This is a genomic window from Rhodohalobacter sulfatireducens (genome assembly GCF_022012475.1).
Classification (GTDB): domain Bacteria; phylum Bacteroidota; class Rhodothermia; order Balneolales; family Balneolaceae; genus Rhodohalobacter; species Rhodohalobacter sulfatireducens.
Genome location: NZ_JAKLWS010000002.1, coordinates 258424 through 275552 on the forward strand (window position 1 = coordinate 258424; position 17129 = coordinate 275552).

Genomic DNA, 17129 nt, shown 5'->3' on the forward strand with positions numbered 1-17129 from the left:
ACTATAACCCAAACGAATAACATGGTTAATACAATATTATATCTAATTCCGGTGGCGGGGGTTCTTGCACTTTTGTACACCTTTTTTAAGACCTCCTGGGTATCAAAACAGGAAGTGGGAACCGAAAGAATGGAGAGAATCAGTAATAGTATTTCAGCGGGAGCAATGGCTTTTCTAAAAGCTGAATACAAGGTTTTGTCTATCTTTGTATTAGTGGTTGCTCTACTGTTGGCATTTAGTGCAGATCCAGCAATTTCAAGCTGGATGATATCGATCTCATTTATTATCGGAGCTTTGTGTTCAGGCCTTGCCGGATTCATTGGTATGAAAGTAGCAACAAAAGCAAATGTTCGAACAACACAAGCAGCACGAACAAGTCTTGGTAAAGGACTTGAAGTAGCTTTTGCCGGTGGGTCCGTAATGGGACTTGGGGTAGTAGGACTTGGAGTACTTGGATTGAGCTTACTTTTTATCCTGTTCGGTCAGCTTTTTGGACTTGAAGGTGCAGATGCCGTTAACAAAGTGCTGGCTGTAGTAACAGGCTTCTCATTTGGAGCTTCATCTATTGCATTATTTGCTCGTGTTGGAGGTGGAATTTATACTAAAGCAGCCGATGTGGGTGCCGACCTTGTCGGTAAAGTTGAAGCCGGAATCCCGGAAGACCATCCATTGAACCCGGCTACAATTGCAGATAATGTGGGTGATAATGTTGGTGATGTTGCCGGTATGGGTGCCGACCTTTTTGAATCTTATGTTGGATCTATTATTAGTACAATGGTTCTCGGGGCAGCATTTATGGCAATTCCGGGTTGGAGTGATAACTTTAACGGGTTGTCAGCAGTTCTTTTACCCCTGGTACTCGCCGGAACAGGTATTTTAACGTCGATTATGGGTACGTTTTTTGTACGTGTAAAAGAAGGTGGAAACCCTCAGAAAGCCCTGAATATTGGTGAGTTTGCTTCTGCTTTTGTAATGCTTATCGCTTCTTTTTTCATCATTCAATGGATGCTGCCTGCAGAATGGACATTCAATGGCCAAACACTCACTTCAATGGGTGTTTTCTGGGCTACAATTTTTGGATTAGCAGCAGGCCTGTTAATCGGTTTGGTAACGGAGCACTACACAGGTACAGGTACCAAACCTGTTTGGTCGATTGTTAAACAATCTGTAACCGGATCGGCTACTAATATTATTGCCGGTGTGGGTGTAGGAATGATCTCTACAGCTATTCCAATTTTGATTATTGCAACAGCCATTATTGGCGCATTTCATTTTGCAGGCTTATACGGAATTGCGATTGCAGCAGTGGGTATGCTTGCAAATACGGGAATTCAGTTAGCAGTGGATGCTTACGGACCGATCTCTGACAATGCCGGTGGTATTGCAGAAATGTCTGAACTGCCCAGTGAAGTACGTGAACGAACGGATAAGTTGGATGCGGTAGGAAACACAACTGCAGCGATTGGGAAAGGTTTTGCAATTGGCTCAGCAGCGCTGACCGCACTTGCACTGTTTGCTGCCTTTATAACTGCTTATGAAACAGTGAACCCCGGTGTTACAGTTTCAATCAATATTACAAGTCCATTTGTGATGGCTGCATTATTTGTGGGAGCCATGCTTCCGTTTCTGTTCTCTGCACTTTCCATGAATGCAGTTGGTCGGGCGGCCATGAGCATGATTGAAGAAGTAAGGCGACAGTTCAAGGATATACCCGAACTATCCAAAGCACTTGCTGCGATGAACAGAAATGAAGGAAAAATACTGAAAGACTGGTCTGATGAAGACCGCAAAATTTTTGAAGCAGCTGATGGAAAAGCTGAGTATGAAAAATGTGTTGAAATATCCACTACTGCATCTATTCGGGAAATGGTAGTGCCTGGTTTACTGGCTGTGATTGTGCCGGTACTTTTTGGATTTCTCGGCGGCCCCGAAATGCTTGGAGGCCTTCTTGCAGGAGTTACTTCAGCAGGTGTGTTGATGGCGCTCTTTCAATCGAATGCAGGGGGTGCCTGGGATAACGCAAAGAAAATGATTGAAGAGGGTGTAACCATTGATGGAGTTGAATATGGAAAAGGCTCCGAGCCTCACAAAGCTGGCGTTGTTGGTGATACCGTCGGCGATCCCTTTAAAGACACATCCGGACCTTCACTCAATATCCTGATCAAGTTGATGTCAGTTGTAGCGCTTGTAATTGCTACGATGATCTAAACTGATCATAAATTAGATATTCTAAGCCTCTTCCAATCAAACGGTTGAGGCTTTTTTTTATATCTTTTTTCTCTGCAAAAGAAGCAATGTTGCATCATCTTCAAGTTGTTCCGGGTATTTCAAGAGACTATTCTGTAAGAAATGAAGTTGCTTCGTCGTATCCGACTCTTCAGCGATTAAATCTAGAATGAGTTTCTCAAAATCTCCAAAATCACTTCTTTTATTTTCTTTTGTCATCCGCTCAACCAAGCCATCACTATATAGAATTAGAAGATCATTTGCTTTAAAAGAGACTTCCTCAATTTCAAATTCTGCATTCTTGGAAATACCCAATCCAACTCCACTTGGGTTACTTTTTATCAATTGGTTATTCCTGGCGATTAAAACCGATGGATGCCCGGCGCTTACTACCTTAAAAAGATGAGATTTCAAATCAACCTCAACTAAAGTAAAAGTAGCGAACATCCGGGCATCGGAGTATTCAAAAATAATCTGATTCAGATTTTTGGTTAATGCTGCAATATCATGTTCGTGAAGCGCATGGGATATCAGTGCGCTTTTCAACATCGCCATTAACAGACCGGCTCCAAAATTATGCCCCGAAACATCTCCAACTGCAAGTAAATACTTTGAATCTGATATTTTAAGGACATCAAAAAAATCGCCGCCGAGTTCGTTTGGAACTAGAGTCTTGCCTAATACATGGATCTGTTCATTATCAATCTCAATTTCCGGTAAAAGATCTTCTTGTACTTTCTTAGCGAATAATATTTCAGATTCTTTTTTTGATTTCTGGCGATAGATTGCATTTGCAGTTCGAAATGAATACTTAAGGCCGGTAATGGCAAATCCCATACTGAGCCCCCAAAGAGCGATAAAGTACAGTTTTGACCGTTCAGATTGCCAACTAAAATTTTGGATATAAATCTCAATATCCTGCCCGAAATAAAACCCAAAAAAACCTCCCCCGATCACCATACCTATAAACAGCATAATGTATAATCTCCTGTAAAATCTTTTGCGTTCCTTAAATAGATAGGAGAAAAGTTCTATTATGCCACCGAGAACTGACCCCAGTGTTAATATTATAATGCCCGATTTCGCAAAAGTTGAATTAAATAAATGTGTACCCACTATGGCCACGATTACAGGCAGGGAAAGAATCAGAAGAGCCGACAGCACGACATCTTTTCGATCTTTAGGTTTTAAATCTGCAAAACTTTCGTATTGTTTTTTCTGTTTTTGCAGTAATTCCGTCAAAAAATTGTTCGCAGGTCTATTGATGAAGCCGATGATCTTGTTCATTTCAATTTATTTTAAAATGTATTGGATAGGGTTATTTTGTGAGTGATAATTCTATACATTTGCTGCAAAGCTTGGGGTCTGAACATAAATCAAACTATTTTTTTAAACCAATTAATTCATTCGTTTTAGTTGATGGACATTTTTAAACTCATTTTTGAACACGATCTTCGATTGGATGAACTGCGTGAGCGTCATTTAGACCGAAGTAGCCAAGAGGTTTCTGCGAGTATCGAAGATTTTATGAAACCCGATCCTACCTACTCAAAGTTTTATATATCCGGGACGGTGTTAAACAGGAAAACGTTTGGTTTAGACAGGATCAAACATTTTCCTCAAGTGATGGACTCACTCTCAAAAGCATTAAATGGATTCAATATTTTCCTGGATGATACTCCCGTAGAACTTCAAAATGCTGTAAAAGAAGCAGAAATTGGCTGGCCAATACTCCTTTCAGAAAATAATGAGATTGAATGGGATCCGGAGATGCTTGTTATAGATGATGAGAGTAATGTGGGGCATAAAAAATCCGAACTTGCGCAGGTTTTGAAATCGGGAGACCTTGTTTTGTACAAGGAAAAAGCACACCAGGGATTTGACCTGCACCTGTTTTCGCAGGATAATATTTATCCAAAATTGTTTTACCCGCTTCGTGAACTTGTAAATGAAGAGTTTCGGTTCTTCAGCATTAACGGGAAGCGAATACGATCCGAACGGCAGTTCTATTTTGAAACCTGGGCGCTTCATCAACCACCTCACGGAGTGGAAGAAGTTTATACTGATACTGAGATTTAAACCTGTGTTTAGCTCCAGCATTCAGGATGTAAGATTTGCACTGATTTTTTGGATTTGCTGTGTTACAGTGGTCTGCTTTTGCTCGGGTTTTTGCTCATTTTTCGCCATTCAGTCACGAATATGACGCAAAGTTCTCAAATTCCTAAAGCTTTCTTGCAACCATCAATAAGCGCGGGCTCTCTTCTTTCTCAAAATCAGCTCCTTCATAAGATCCGTAACACCGTTCAAGTTGAAAACCGTTTCTGTTAAAGGTTTTTTCAAACCAATCCAGCTCATAGAGTTTAACCCTTTCCTGGTATTGAATAGGTTGTTCTAGCTTATCGCCCGTAAAACGGATCTTTTTATAAACCATGTTACGCTTAATTTTACGTTCAATATGAACTGTCATATCCCTAAATAATTCTTCCTCTTCAGCTACCAGGTCTCTTCTGACTTTATATGCATTCAGGTAATCCAGGATGAAGATACCGTTTACATGAAGCATTGAATTCACACTTCTAATCACTTTTGCATTTTCCTCATCTTTCAAAAAGTAGCCAAACGTTGTAAAAAGATTTACAACAGCATCAAAGGTTTTGTCTAAGGGACGACGCATATCACCCACCTGGAATTGAAGGTTTGGGAGATCCTTCTCCCCGGCGATCTGTCCAGCTTTGGCAATTACCTCTTTCGAGAGATCGATTCCAAGTACGTTATATCCCCGTTCGGCAAGAGTAATGGAATGTCGTCCGCGTCCACATCCCAGATCGAGTACATTCCGGTATTTCGACGCAGGAATTTCTCGTTCAATGAGTTCCGCCAGTTTATTTGCTTCATTTTTATTACGGTAGGCATAGAGTTTTTCGTACAGCGGACTGTCGAACCATTCTTTAAACCAACTCATAATCAAGCCCTATGTTTTTGATAAATATATGTATCGTACTCATGAACGCCTTATCTTATACTTTTAAATTTGATCTTGCAAAAAACATGAACACAATTCTATGACATTTACTGAGAAGTTGAGAAGAGCAGTCTCCGGCTCCAACTCTGTACTATGTGTTGGCCTCGATCCTGTTCCTGGATTAATTCCCAAACCCCTCGCCGATAAGTTCTCAAACTCACCGGATTTGGTTTTGGAATTTTGTACACGCGTCATAGAAGCGACTAAAAATCATGTATGTGCTTTCAAGCCAAACACAGCTTTCTTCGAGGCACTTGGCAGCCGGGGATGGGAAATTCTGGATCAAACCGTTCAACAAATTCCAAAGGAAAAAATTGTTATTGCCGATGCAAAACGAGGCGATATCGGAAATACTGCTGCTCAATATAAAAAAGCTTTTTTTGATGATCTGAATGCCGATGCCATTACTCTGAATGCATTGATGGGAATGGATACCCTGGATCCGTTTATTGATGATGATGCAAAAGCGGCATATATACTTACCATGACTTCCAACCGCGGATCAGCAGATTTTTTACAGCGACGCTTCGAGGGGCGAATGTCTCTTGGAGAATACATAGCCGAGGAGCTTGAGAAGAAGCAAGATAAAAGCAAAACTCACCTGGGAATGGTAGTTGGAGCTACACAAATTGAATCGATCGGGCCTGTTATAAACGTCAATCCTGAAGCACATTTGTTAATTCCCGGAATTGGAAAACAGGGCGGTTCTGTGGAGGCCTTACAAATGGTGCTGGAAGGTCATATCGGAATACCGGTTATTAACTCCTCACGCTCGATTCTATATGCCGGATCGGACCATGAGGATTGGGAAGAGATTATAGAGCAAAAAGCATCAGAAATGAAAATGTCATTACAAGAACTTACAAAACGATATGTCTGATTCTCTGCCAGAAGTAATTCTTTATACCGATGGAGCCTGCAGCGGAAATCCGGGACCGGGAGGTTGGGGTGCACTTTTGCTGTGGAAAGGAAAAGAGAAAGAGATAACCGGTGGTGCACCGGATAGTACCAATAACCGTATGGAGATGAAGGCGGTTATCGAAGGCCTGAAAGCCCTTAATAAACCGTGTCACGTAAAAATTCACAGCGATTCAGCTCTCATTGTAAACACATTCAAGCAGGGATGGATAAAGAATTGGCAGAAAAAGGGTTGGAAAAAATCCAACAAGAAGCCTGTAGAAAACCGTGACCTTTGGGAAGAGATGTTAAAAGCGATGGAACCTCATAAAATTGATTGGATCAAAGTGAAAGGGCATGCCGATAACCAGCTCAACAACAGGGTTGATGAACTGGCTGTCCGGGCATCACAAAAATTTAAATGATTGACAGGGGTCAATCTTTAAAGATCGATTTTAAGAATTTTGTGTATTTCTCTTTGTTCTTTTGAATGAGTAAAGGAATACCAAATGCATATCCTACCATCTTATCGGTAAAATCATGACGGATTAAATTGGGCAGTTTTTTAATTTTTGATCCCACGATAATCATATCACTCTGTTGACTGATGGATTGCTCGTAGACAATATCAGCCAGTCGTCCCTGCTTTCGCTGTGACAGAATAAAATTCACATCGCCGGGGATTTCGTATTTTTCAATAAATGTGTCTTTTTTCTCCGAGATTTCTTGATCAATTTGCTGCTTTTCCTCTTCAGAAAGCATATAGGGAAAGAATTGAGCCCGGTACTCATAAATATGCTGTGCGGTAATGGTTCCGCTCTGTACAAGTTCCCGTGCTGTATCCAACCCTTTGGCCGATTGTTCTGAAAAATCGACGGGAACAAGAACATTTTCGAGATTGTACCGGCAGTTTTCGGGAATGAAAAGCAGTGAGGTAGGTACATATTTTAAAATCCGTTTTGGAATGACTCCTTCTCCCGCATATCCAACTTTTTTTCCCATAAGAAGCAAATCGGGTTCCAGGGATTCCACTACCTTGATAATCTGATCAGTCGGTTTTCCTTCCTTGATAATCAATCTCGTTTCGATGGAGGAATCACTGAAATGTTCATCGATCTTTTCATTCAATTCATTACGGATAATCTCTTCGAACTCCTCTTTCGTCTCAATTTCCGGAAACTGATCGATGATATCCATCGCTGTTGGCCCGGATTCAATGACGTGCAAAAAAGTGATCGTTTTTGGCTCTTTAACGGATGACAAAAAGGAACTATACCCAACAAGAATCTCATCCATTTTTGATAAGTCAAGGCATGCAAGCCAGTGGTTGAATTTTATCATAATCTCCTCTGATTTCTATTTTTTTTGTTTTTTAATGGCGTTCGCTACAAGGTCTTTGTACGATTCGCGCTCTTTCGCTTTCGATTTGTCAACAATGTCTTGGTGTTCGCGGTGAAGTCCTTGCTGCAGGCTGTAGCACATTATCAGCAATACAATCGTAAATGGTAAACCCGTACTGATTGCCCCTGCCTGGAGTGCTCCCAAGCCGCCACCAATCAGTAATATTGCAGCAACAGCCCCCTCGGTAGTAGCCCAGAACACTCGCTGCCCAACGGGAGCATGAAGTTTGCCGCCGCTGGTCAAACCATCAATAACAAGTGAACCGGAGTCGGAAGAGGTAACAAAGAAACTCAATACAAGAACAATAGCCAGGAAAGAGGTGATCATGGAAAGCGGAAACTGATCCAGCAATATAAACAGTGATGTTGTTTGATCTGCCTGTACTGCACTTGCTATATCAGCGATACCGTTCGTTTCAAGAAAGAGAGCACTGCCGCCAAAGCCGCTCATCCAAAGAAAGGTAACAAGGGTTGGGATGATCAATACTCCCAGTACAAACTCCTTTACAGTTCGCCCCTTCGAGATACGTGCAATAAACATACCCACATAAGGAGACCATGATATCCACCACGCCCAGTAAAATACCGTCCATGTGTTTAGAAATTCGCCCTCTTCGTAAGATTGCGTCCATGTTGAAAAACTGGCAAAATTCTGAACATAATGCCCGATATTTTGTATAAAGGATGAAAGAATATAGAGTGTAGGCCCAACGACTAAAATAAAAAGAAGGAAAAGCCCGGCAATTCTAATATTGAATTCACTCAAAACTTTTACGCCTTTGTCAATTCCCAAAACAACTGAAATTGTAGCGATTGCCGTTACACCGATAATAATCATCACCTGGAGATTTACGGTATTGGAGAGCCCGAACACATATTCAATTCCTGCACCGGCTTGTGCGGCTCCAAGCCCCAGTGATGTTGCAAGACCGAAAAGTGTAGCCAGTACAGCAAGCACATCAATCACATCTCCAATCCAGCCGTCGATTCTATCACCCAGCAAGGGATAAAAAACAGAACGAAAGGAGAGAGGTAGTTTTCGATTGAATGCAAAAAAAGCAAGAGCAAGTGCAACGATTGCATAAACAGCCCAGGCGTGTAAGCCCCAATGGAGAAAGGTAATTCCCATAGCATCCCGAATGGCATCCGTTGTTCCCGTTTCTGCATGTGGCGGACTTATTAGGTGCCACATCGGTTCGGCAACGGAATAGAACATCAGCCCGATTCCCATACCCGCACTAAATAGCATTGCAAACCACGCCATGGTACTGAATTCCGGTTCTGCGTCTTGGCCTCCAAGACGGATCTTCCCATACCTGCTGAAAGCAAAATAGAGCGAAAAACCGATAAAAATGTTGACAGCAGCTACAAAAAGCCAGTTAGCAGAATCGGTTATAAATACACGCGCAGAATTAAATACCTGTTCTGCAGATTCGCCGGCAATCAGTGTTCCGATGATCAGTGATGCGATTAAAAATACAGAAGGCCAAAATACCGGTCCGTGTATATCGAAATACTTTTTGGAACCGGATTTTTTGGATGATTGTTTTTTCTCTTGTTCTGAGTTGCTCATGGATCAAAAAAATGATTCGTTAAAAATTTAGAATCGAATACTCTGTTAAAAGTAAAAGCCGATATTGATGTTGAACCGCAAATTGAATTCTGTTTCTCCCATTTCGAGATCTTCAAACCCGGGACCTACGCCCATCCCAAAGCTGTCTGTGAGCCAGGGGTGATTAACGCCCTGGGCAATATCAAAATAGGTGTAAACAGGTCCGGCCGTTACAAGAATACCGGTAATGTTTTGAATGGTTGGCTGGAAATTATCATCCAGGTTCAGCATAGAACCGGAGGCAGTTGTTGTGCTTCCACTGCCAATTGTGTTCTTCATATAGCTGAAATCGTTGTAAAAATTCAGGTTGGTGACGGGTCCCCATTCAACATCATATGAGTATGAAATTCCCAATGTAGCAATCCAGGCTTCGGCAGAAACCTCGTAGGGAATGGCATAAGCCCCCATTACAACTGTACTGATATCTTCGCCGGTGTCGTTTTTGGCATTCACTCCATAATAGAGAATCTGTGGCAGAACATTAAAATTTCCTGCATTGATATCGGCATGAAGCGCAAGTGCATATTGACTGTCAAATTCATCTCGAACGCTATTATAAAGCTGACCATATTGGACAGATCCGCCGATCTCACTCTCGCCCAATTTGTAAGCACCTCGAACATTAAACTGATTTCGTTCGGTTAGAGAGGCTTCCTGCCCCGGAATGATATCATAGGAGTACCGTCCGGGCCCGCCACTTCCAAAAGCAGCTGGTGGGCCTTCCGGTTCAGCCTGGAAGAAATAGGCAAAATCCCAACGGAAATTGTCGGAATGATGCGTGATTTTAAGCCCCATGTCGTGGTCATCCTCAAGTCCTACATAATAGGGAAGACTAAACCACCAGTTGTGGGAGTTGTACTGAATATTTCCAAATGGAACCTGCGTAACTCCAAGCTGACCCTGGGTTGACTCCGTAAAATTATATTCCAGCCATCCCTGCTTTATGAAGTGGGTGCCAAACGTGGGATAAAATCGGTACTCGAAATTCAGCCCAATGCCGCCGGGGTTGTCATAAAGTACATTGATTCGCCAGGTATCCATTGTAAAGGATGAACTCGTGGCATCGATCTTATTCTCATAGTTTTGCAGAATCATGTTGAACCGAAGTGCTCCGCCAACGTGAAGTGAAGATTCATCATCGTCGGATTGAGCAATTGTTTTCAGCGGTAAAAAAGAGAGGAAAAAAAATGAAAAGACAAAAACTGGTATAGCTACAGAATAGAATATTTTCTTAAAAAAGAATCGATTTTCGAAAAAGATATTTCTTTGGCTTTTGTTTTAAAGTTAACGGTTAAATAGTTGATAAATATGAGCTTTAGATTGGTTATATCCAAGGGAAGTCTTGGTAAACAAAGGTATTAAGGTTAAAGTGGAATAAACTTATATAAATATTATCCATATATAAAATTGATTAAAATTTATATATAAATATTCATTTTTAAGTAAAATATTTAATACACGATTTGGTGTTTTTTGTTTCATAGTCGAAAAAAGAGCAGTACTAATAGAGGGCTTTGAAAACCCTTTTGGTCATCCTGAATTTTGTTCAGGATCTCCATTTTTGGGTTCTCAGCAGGATTTGGAGATTCCGGATCAATGCCTGTCCCGACTACTGTCGGGGCAGGCGGAGTGCACGGGGTTTTGCAAAACCTTCTGATATGAAGAGGTAGAATTAAAAAAGCCCTCAAAAAGAGGGCTTAAACAATGGTAGAGGAGCGGGTGCTTTTATTCTTCACCCATATATGGATATCTCCAGTCTTTTGGTGGTACACGGGTTTCTTTCATAGATCGCATAGACAACCATCGCAGAAGGTTTACTTTGCTGCCTGCTTTATCATTAGTGCCCGATTTTCTTGCTCCGCCAAACGGTTGTTGGTTTACGATAGCTGCGGTCGGCTTATCGTTAATGTAGAAGTTTCCGGCAGATTGACGGAAAGCTTTCGACATTTTTTTCAGGGCATATCGGTCCTGTGCGAAAATAGCCCCTGTTAAAGCGTAGGGTGAGGTATCGTCGCAAAGTTCAATGGTTTTGTCGAAATCTTCGTCCTTGTAAACGTAAATGGTCAAAACAGGCCCGAAGATCTCCTCTTCCATCGTTTTGAATTTCGGATTGGATGTTACGATTACCGTGGGATCGATAAAATAACCTTTTGAATCGTCGTATGTACCGCCGGCAATAATTTCAGCGTCATCCGCTTCTTTTGCATAATCGATATATCCGGTAATGTCATCAAATGCCTTTTGGCTTATCACGGCTCCCATAAATGTTGTAAAGTCTTCAACATCACCGACTTTAATTTTATTGACTTCATCTACGAATTTATCACGAAAATCATCCCAGATCGATTCCGGAATGTACATCCGTGATGCCGCTGAGCATTTTTGGCCCTGATACTCGTAAGCGCCACGGAGTGCAGCAACAACCATTGCATCCACATCTGCACTGTTATGGGCAAAGATAAAGTCTTTTCCACCTGTTTCGCCTACCACTCTTGGATAGGTCTTATAGGTATCAATATTATCGCCAATGGTTTTCCAAAGGTTGTTAAAGGTGCCAACTGAACCGGTGAAATGAAGGCCGGAAAAATGGTGACTGGCAAAAACGGGATCACCAACGGATCGCCCTTTGCCTGGAACAAAATTAATCACGCCGTCCGGCATTCCGGCTTCCTTCAACACTTTCATGAAAAAATAGTTTGAATAGATTGAGTCTGAAGACGGCTTCCACAGCACTACGTTTCCACACATGGCGGGAGCCGTTGGCAGGTTTCCCCCAATAGCCGTAAAGTTGAAAGGGGTAACTGCAAACACAAACCCTTCGAGCGGACGATATTCCACCCGGTTCCACATTCCATTGGGGGAATGTGGTTGATCCGACATGATTTGAGAGAGGTACCAGGGATTGAACCGGAGAAAATCAGCAAGTTCACCGACTGCTTCAATCTCTGACTGATGCGGTGTTTTTGACTGCCCCAGCATAGTAGTTGCATTCATTGTATGTCTCCAGGGGCCGGTAATCAAATCAGCGGCTTTCTGAAAGATTGAAATACGCTCTTCCCACGGCATTTCTGCCCATTCTTTGCGTGCCTCCATAGCGGCCTCAATCGCCATATTTACCTCATTTTCACCACACCGGTGAACCGTTGCGAGTTTATGCTCATGATTATGAGGCATTGAAATATCAATAGTGTCGCCGGATTTTACCTCTTTCCCGCCAATAATTGCAGGAATCTCAATGACTTCTTCCTGTAACTCTTTTAGTTTCTTTTTGAGCTCTTTCTTCTCTGGTGAGCCCGGTTCAAAAGAGTTGTATGGTTCGTTTTTCGGTTCCTGTATTTTAAAGTAGGCGTTTGGCATTGTACTCTATTTTTAGCTTAAAGTGTTTGTTTTTTCTGTCTGAAAGATAACGGATTCCCATCGATTTTTAAGGATAAACCTTGCCGCCATCACTTGTATTTCTTAAAACAAGAGTGGTATGATTGTCATTCGATCATTGCATTTTGAAGTCATCGGAAGAGTATTCTTGATCAGAGCAGTAATATTGCTCGTTCACTCAACCGATGGACTGAAAACACCCTTTTTGTGGAGAGGGGCATTGGGCTGAGGCATCAAAACCGGTGGGTGTAGGAAACTTTTACGGCACCGCTGCGATTCAATGTACGAAATCGATCAAATTGTTCATTCTCAAGCCAATTATGATTGTATACAAGATAAAGGTCTGAACCGGGTGTGATAATCCATCTCAGGCGATTATTGGTTCCCAGCAGTTTGCTAAGGTTATCGAACTGAACATTTGTGGTAAAGAATAGTGAATTTGTAAAGTCGATATTGGCTTCAAAGCGAAAAAGATCGGTTGAAAAATCTCCTTCAGCAAGATCAACATTGGTTCGTATATATTCCGGGTTTAATTCGAGCCCGGGAAAAGGCCGAAGGCTCACATCAAATCCGATTTGAGTTTGTGTGCCCGACCAAAATCCTCCTGTTTCAATTTCTAAACCGGCGGAAACCTTCCTGTAAGAAGCAGTCTGGACTTCAACAGCTGCCGTCCACATTCTGTATTCATCCACAGGAATGATGATAGATTCATCGCGTCGGATATCAAACGGGAATTCAAGCCGCTCGTAATTCCTGGCGATGTCAACCTCAATAACATCACCTGTCATAAAGGTAATATCAAAAAGAGTAAGCCGAACTTCTTGTGTGAGAAGCTCAAAGTCGAGATCGGTGAGGTGCTCAAACCTCAGCTCCCAGTCAATTTGTTGAACGAGGTCGCTTCCCGGAAATTGAGGGGAATATTCAAACGATGGCTGAAATCGGCGGAATGCGTTACGTGGTGCAAAACCTACTGCGGGGTCATAGGCATTACCAAACTCACGATATGAGACATGCCCGGCCCATGGGTCATTCGGATAGTTGAGTCGGATTCCGCGGGAGGTTCGATCCCAAAACTCAGTCGTGCTTTCTTCAATCGGTGCATTGTGATAGACAAAAAATGCCTGGAATTGAAGGTTTTTATCTCCCAAAAATGTTGAGGTACCCAGCTCAAGGTCTGTTCCGAATGTGTGGCGATCCTGAAACTGAAATTCTGAGTTTTCATTACCCTCAGTTGCCCGTCGGGTATATACAACGCCGATGGTACTCTCACGGCCAATATTTCTCTTTACCCGTGCTACTGAAAAATTTTCCGGGTTGATGTCACCAAGTTCCCCCGTTCGGACGTGCAATAGAGCAAGGTTATAGGGTCCGGTATTGCCAAGCAGACGTGCGCCATAGGTGATTGGAATCGGCCGTCCGCCACGCAATCCAATCCTTCTGCTGAAATATGGATTTACCCGGCTGGCTGGGGCAAATTCATAGATGTTAGATCCCTCCAGGAAAAAATCACGCTGCTCGGGAAATTGAACGGCAAATCGTGTTAAGTTGACGATTCGCTGATCGACCTCTGCCTCGGCAAAATCGGTATTGAATGTAAGAGAGGCTTTCAGGCTGGGAGTGATGCTATAGTTGATATCAAGGCCGCCGTCGATATCGGTATCTGTTTCATTTCCACCTGTGAGTTTTTGTTCGCTCCCCGTCAATATTCCAAATGGAACGACCTCTAATCCAAGGCCCTGCGACATTCCGGTAAGGCCAGTCAAAAGCCCGCCATCCTGCGGACGTTCAATCCCCTGGTTTCGTTGGTAACCGGTCCAGAGCACAGTCTCACTTTTTCGCCGGATCACTCTCATGAAATTCACTCCCCATGTGTCGCTGTCAGGATCAAAATTAAAGGTTCGGAATGGAATTTTGATCTCTGTGGTCCAGCCTATGTCGCTAATTTCCGCTTTTGCATCCCAAATTCCATCCCAGTTCAGGTTAATCGTTTGTCCCTGTCCTGTTGTGATCAACCCATCTGTTCGAAGTGCATTGGGATTTACCTCCATAAAATAGGCGCTTCGTTGATCGTTAAACGTATCAAAAAACCAGGTGAATCGTTCATCGGCAGTAATTCGTGCATCTCTTCGCTTTTGGGTCGCTTTAATTCCGGACGGATCGCTGTCATAGAGAATTGCCGAGAGGTACAGGTATTCGTCATCATAGGCAATCCGAACTTCCGTCTTCTCGGTAGCGACCGCCCCTTCATTCGGTTCCTGCTGTCGAAAATTTGTAGCCACAGGTACCCTATCCCAAAATTCTTCTGTTACCCGGCCATCAAAAAGAAACTGATCAGAATCTTGAAGACGGTATGCCTGTACCTCATTTTTGGTACGATCCTGTGAAAAGAGTTGCATAGGTGTCAATACTGTCAATATCAATAACCCGGCCAGGCATAATTGGGTCTTTTTGATTGCAAATGAGATCTGTTTATGCTTCGCACGCCTGTTTGTGAGCATCCAAAAAAATATATGTTTCAAGTTACTATATAGATTTTTTGAAATTCAATAATTACCTGTGCTGTAAAATTAAGGATTTACAGGAGTATATGGGGTAAATAAGAGTAAAACTTGTAATTCTAGACAAAGTGCACTTAAAAATATAAAAACGAGAGTTTTTCAAGAGGTAATGGATTTGAGTACTTTACAGGTCATTTATTTTTTCAATTAATGCAGTTAAAATGTACTCATCCATCTTCATTCTTCTTATTCTGTTTATCCAATCTCCACAGTTAACTGACCATGAACAGCTTCGGGTACTTTTTGATGATTACTGGGAATACAGCCTGCAATCCAGCCCGGTCTTTGCGACAAGCCAGGGTGATGATCGTTTCAATGATCAGCTTGCAGAAACCGGACTGGATGCGATGAAGCAGAGCTATGAAAAATCAAAGGGGTTTCTGGATCGATTATATGAGATTTCGCGTGATGAGTTATCGGATCAAAACCAGGTCAATTACGATATTATTGAGAACCAGCTTGAAGGATCGCTTCGGGCCTATGAATTGAATCACCATCTGCTGCCATTGAATGGATGGTGGGACTATCACGCCTCGTTTGCAACGCTCGGGGATGATGTTCCTTTGGATACGGTGGAGGATTATGATAACTACCTGAGCAGGCTGAGAGGATTCCCAGAATATAACGCCGGTTATATCGAACGGATGAGAAAAGGGGTTGAGCTGGGGGTAATGCGTCCAAGAATTGTTTTTGATGATTATGTGGCATCCATTGAAGCGTTGATCACTGAAAAACCGGAGGAGCATCGGTTGTTTGAGCCGTTTGAGAGTTATCCTGACAATTTTAGTGATGACGAGAAGGAACGACTTACAAGTCAGGCAAAAGAAGTGATGGGTGAGACTGTGATTCCCGAATTTCAGCGTCTGCGTAATTTTTTGGTTGATGTATATATTCCAAATACAACCGAAACGATTGGTATCACGGAAATTCCGGGCGGGGAGGAGTACTACAATTATTTGATACAAGATCATACCACCATCGATATTACAGCTGATGAGGTTTATCAAATCGGGTTGGAGGAGGTTCAACGAATTCGCGCGGAGATGATGCAGATCGTAAAATCTGAAGGTTATGGAGATGACTTTGATGGATTTGTGGAATTTTTGCGTACTGATGATCAATTCTACGCCGAAACTGCCGATGAATTACTGAAAGAGACAGCATTCGTGCTAAAATCAATTGATGGCAAACTACCGGAGTTGTTTAAAACGCTGCCGAGGCTTCCTTACGGAATAGAACCGATTCCGGATTACCTGGCACCGCGAACAACAACAGCTTATTACAGCCGTGGAAATGCTGATGGAACCGAAGCCGGAACTTACGCCGTAAACACTTACGACCTGGACAGCCGGCCGCTATATGAAATTCCGGCGCTCTCACTTCACGAAGCTGTGCCGGGGCACCATTTGCAGATCGCTTTGCAGCAGGAGTTGAACGATCTGCCGAAATTCAGGACCAATACCGGCTTTTCCGCTTTTACCGAAGGGTGGGCACTCTATGCCGAACGCCTCGGAGAAGAGATCGATATGTACGAGACGCCCTACAATAAATTTGGCCAGTTGAGTTACGAGATGTGGCGTGCTCTTCGTCTCGTGGTCGACACCGGGATGCATGCTAAAGGCTGGAGCCGCGATGAGGCCATTCAGTATATGGCCGACAATTCTGCTCTTTCACTGCACAACATCCGCTCCGAAGTAAACCGCTATATCTTCTGGCCGGGACAGGCACTGGGCTACAAAATGGGAGAGATCAAAATCCGGGAGTTACGCGCGATGGCTGAAGAAAAACTGGGAGAAAATTTCAATCTTCGCGAATTTCACGATGTGGTTCTGCTGAGCGGTAGTATTCCGTTGAGTGTATTGGAGGGGAATGTTTTACAATGGATAAGATCAGTTGGAGGGTAGTAGTAGGCAGTTGTCAGTTGTCAGTTGGCAATTAACCATTAAATTCATACAAATTTTACCCTGAGTTTAGTTCAGAAATCTCCAAATAGAAAAATTTGTGGATAACTTCCGAGATTTATGGAAAAATATGTGATT

12 protein-coding genes are annotated in these 17129 nt (G+C 42.6%); 5 read left to right on the plus strand and 7 right to left on the minus strand.

Annotation, left to right across the window (positions count from 1 at the left end):
- The first annotated feature begins 21 nt into the window (after positions 1 to 21).
- Positions 22 to 2208 (plus strand): sodium-translocating pyrophosphatase, encoded by a 2187-nt coding sequence (locus L6773_RS03250; RefSeq protein ID WP_237852418.1) that lies wholly within the window; start codon positions 22 to 24, stop codon positions 2206 to 2208.
- Between the two features lie 57 nt (positions 2209 to 2265).
- Here L6773_RS03250 and L6773_RS03255 read toward each other — a convergent pair whose 3' ends face one another.
- Positions 2266 to 3513, minus strand: a complete 1248-nt coding sequence (locus L6773_RS03255; RefSeq protein WP_237852419.1) for a PP2C family protein-serine/threonine phosphatase — start codon at positions 3511 to 3513, stop codon at positions 2266 to 2268.
- A 132-nt stretch (positions 3514 to 3645) separates the two neighbouring features.
- On the opposite strand from L6773_RS03255, the gene L6773_RS03260 reads away from it, so the two are divergent.
- Positions 3646 to 4305, plus strand: a complete 660-nt coding sequence (locus tag L6773_RS03260; protein ID WP_237852420.1) for a hypothetical protein — start codon at positions 3646 to 3648, stop codon at positions 4303 to 4305.
- A 142-nt stretch (positions 4306 to 4447) separates the two neighbouring features.
- On the opposite strand, the gene L6773_RS03265 is transcribed toward L6773_RS03260, so the two are convergent.
- Positions 4448 to 5188: a class I SAM-dependent methyltransferase gene (locus tag L6773_RS03265; protein ID WP_237852421.1), complete on the minus strand. Its 741-nt coding sequence runs from the start codon at positions 5186 to 5188 to the stop codon at positions 4448 to 4450.
- 100 nt (positions 5189 to 5288) lie between these two features.
- Here L6773_RS03265 and pyrF point away from each other — a divergent pair, with 100 nt between their 5' ends.
- Complete coding sequence (gene pyrF, locus L6773_RS03270) at positions 5289 to 6128, plus strand: orotidine-5'-phosphate decarboxylase (RefSeq protein ID WP_237852422.1); 840 nt, start codon at positions 5289 to 5291, stop codon at positions 6126 to 6128.
- Complete coding sequence (gene rnhA, locus L6773_RS03275) at positions 6121 to 6570, plus strand: ribonuclease HI (protein ID WP_237852423.1); 450 nt, start codon at positions 6121 to 6123, stop codon at positions 6568 to 6570. Before pyrF ends, rnhA begins: the two co-directional genes overlap by 8 nt.
- Positions 6571 to 6580: 10 nt before the next feature.
- Here the strand turns inward: rnhA and L6773_RS03280 are convergent, their stop codons facing one another.
- The 5 genes from L6773_RS03280 to L6773_RS03300 all read right to left on the minus strand — a co-directional run bounded on the left by L6773_RS03280 (position 6581) and on the right by L6773_RS03300 (position 15051).
- Positions 6581 to 7486 carry a universal stress protein gene (locus L6773_RS03280; protein WP_237852424.1) on the minus strand — a complete coding sequence of 302 codons (906 nt, stop codon included), beginning with the start codon at positions 7484 to 7486 and terminating at the stop codon, positions 6581 to 6583.
- A 15-nt stretch (positions 7487 to 7501) separates the two neighbouring features.
- Complete coding sequence (locus L6773_RS03285) at positions 7502 to 9118, minus strand: BCCT family transporter (protein ID WP_237852425.1); 1617 nt, start codon at positions 9116 to 9118, stop codon at positions 7502 to 7504.
- A gap of 45 nt (positions 9119 to 9163) precedes the next feature.
- On the minus strand, positions 9164 to 10252 hold the full coding sequence (locus L6773_RS03290) for a hypothetical protein (RefSeq protein WP_237852426.1): 1089 nt from the start codon (positions 10250 to 10252) through the stop codon (positions 9164 to 9166).
- Between the two features lie 630 nt (positions 10253 to 10882).
- Positions 10883 to 12514, minus strand: coding sequence for an L-glutamate gamma-semialdehyde dehydrogenase (pruA, locus tag L6773_RS03295; protein ID WP_237852427.1), 1632 nt, complete (start codon positions 12512 to 12514; stop codon positions 10883 to 10885).
- A gap of 251 nt (positions 12515 to 12765) precedes the next feature.
- Positions 12766 to 15051 (minus strand): carbohydrate binding family 9 domain-containing protein, encoded by a 2286-nt coding sequence (locus L6773_RS03300; protein WP_237852428.1) that lies wholly within the window; start codon positions 15049 to 15051, stop codon positions 12766 to 12768.
- Positions 15052 to 15251: 200 nt separating this feature from the next.
- Here L6773_RS03300 and L6773_RS03305 point away from each other — a divergent pair, with 200 nt between their 5' ends.
- Positions 15252 to 16994 (plus strand): DUF885 domain-containing protein, encoded by a 1743-nt coding sequence (locus tag L6773_RS03305; RefSeq protein ID WP_237852429.1) that lies wholly within the window; start codon positions 15252 to 15254, stop codon positions 16992 to 16994.
- Positions 16995 to 17129 lie beyond the last annotated feature (135 nt).